The sequence below is a fragment of the Mycobacterium gordonae genome (assembly GCF_001417955.2).
GTDB lineage: Bacteria > Actinomycetota > Actinomycetes > Mycobacteriales > Mycobacteriaceae > Mycobacterium > Mycobacterium gordonae_B.
In genome coordinates this window covers 1-1,775 of record NZ_LKTM01000166.1, presented here as the reverse complement: position 1 = coordinate 1,775, position 1,775 = coordinate 1, and the positions used below count along the sequence as shown (strand labels likewise).

Genomic DNA, 1,775 nt, shown 5'->3' with positions numbered 1-1,775 from the left:
ATACCTGAGCCGGACGCAGCCATACCGCCACCACCGCGTGGCCCCCACCCACCCAACAATGACCTGCGGCCGGCGCGGGACCCGTTGTTCGCGCCTTCTCCTGTGACGCACCGGGCACCCCCGCCGCCACCTGAGCAGGCCTGCGCACCGCCGGGGCCCTCCCGTGCGGCGTCCTATGGCCCTGGGCACCCGCACTTAGCTTCTGATGCGTCGCGGGGTCCGGGCGCGGGCGGGGCGTGGAACGCGGCGCCGCCGCGCCGACAAGACAGCGAGCCACCTGCCGCGCCCCCCGGCCCGGCGCCGATCCCTGCCATGCCGCACCTGGCGGAATACCGCGTTGCGGTGCCGCCGCAGCAGTGGACGCCGGCGGTCGACCCGCAAGAACGGTGGGCGCCGCGGGCGGATCCGCACGCCGGGGCGGAGTCGTTTCGCCAGATCCAGGTCGGCGAGGTGGTCAAGACGCGTCGCGAACCAGCCACGATCGGGTGGCGCAAGGCCGTGTACATGGTGACCGGACGGGTGGTGAATCTGGGCGCTGGCGACTACGAAAAGCAGCTGCAGGGCTGGACGAAACGCATCACAGCCAACATCCCGGGGAACTATCAAATCGCGGCGGTGTCGATGAAGGGCGGGGTCGGCAAGACCAGAGTGACCGCGGCGGTGGGGTCGGTGTTCGCCCACCATCGTGGCGGCGGGGTGATCGCGGTGGACGCCGATGACACCGGCGGGCGTCTGGGCGGGTTCATCGATCCCTCCATGAAGGCCACGGTGCGCGAGTTCTTAGCCGATCCCGACGCGCTGACCCACCCAAAAACCCGGCCCTACACCGGCTGCAACCGGGAGCGGCTCGAGGTGCTGGCCAGCCATCAGAATGTCGCCTCGGAGTTCGCCTTTGACGAGCAGGCGTTCTTTGAAACCATCAGCCGCACCCGCCGGATCTACCAGCTGGCCCTGGTGGACTGTGCGGCGATGAAGGGCGATGTCTTCAAAGCGGTGCTGTCGTCCTCGGATGCGCTGATGATCCTGGGATCCTGCACCATTGATGGCGGATTGATGATCGAACAGACGGTGAACTGGCTGGCGGCCCGGCGCGGACATGAGCTGCTCAAACGGTCGGTGATCGTGCTCAACGACGCCAATCACAGCGCGACACCGAAGTTCGTCAACCATGTCGAACAAACCCTGGGCAAGCGCGTCAAGGCGGTCCTGACGGTGCCCTGGGACGAGCACCTGCGGGATGCGGCCACCCTGGATCTTCCCGCGCTGCGCAAAAACACCCGCGAAGCATTGCAGAAGTTGGCCGCTGAGTTGGGTGATGGGTTTGCCACCGCAGGAGCGCTGCAGGGATGACGCTAGAGCGCAGCCGGGAGGCGACGTCCGGGGCGCCAGCTGGGGCGGTGCTGCCCGATCGGATCCTGGTGGCGATCCTGGCCGGAGCCACCAAGGTCGGAGTGGTCCTCGATGCCGGGGCACCGGTGTCGGTGCAGCTCTCGGCGCTGGTGGATCTAATCGCCGCCCGTCTTGAGGAACTGGGGCAGCCACCGCTGGTGGCCGAATCGCGGGGCCGCTGGACGTTGTGCCGCGTGGATGGCAGCGCACTCAAACCGGCACTGTCCTTGGGCGAGCAGGGTGTGGTCGACGGCGCGCAGCTGTGGCTGCGCTATGCCACTGACACCGAGGCCCGCATCAACGTTGTCGAGCACATCACGACCGCGGTGGCGCGCGAACTGCACACACGCTGGCCCGGGGTCAGCCCGGCGTGGGCGGCGCGGGTG

Annotated in this window: 2 protein-coding genes; both read left to right on the top strand. The window is 68.6% G+C overall.

Translation table 11 applies throughout. From position 1 onward, the window contains the following. Positions 1-312: 312 nt before the first annotated feature. Complete coding sequence (locus AO501_RS14140; protein WP_055578320.1) at positions 313-1,350, top strand: MinD/ParA family ATP-binding protein; 1,038 nt, start codon at positions 313-315, stop codon at positions 1,348-1,350. Then, on the top strand, positions 1,347-1,775 hold a 429-nt coding region (locus tag AO501_RS14135; RefSeq protein ID WP_331457932.1), incomplete at its 3' end, for an EsaB/YukD family protein. The genes AO501_RS14140 and AO501_RS14135, both read left to right, overlap by 4 nt.

Excerpts from the sequence above, each read along its gene's own strand:
- AO501_RS14140 (WP_055578320.1), top strand. The coding sequence starts at position 313 with ATGCCGCACCTGGCGGAATACCGCGTTGCGGTGCCGCCGCAGCAGTGG.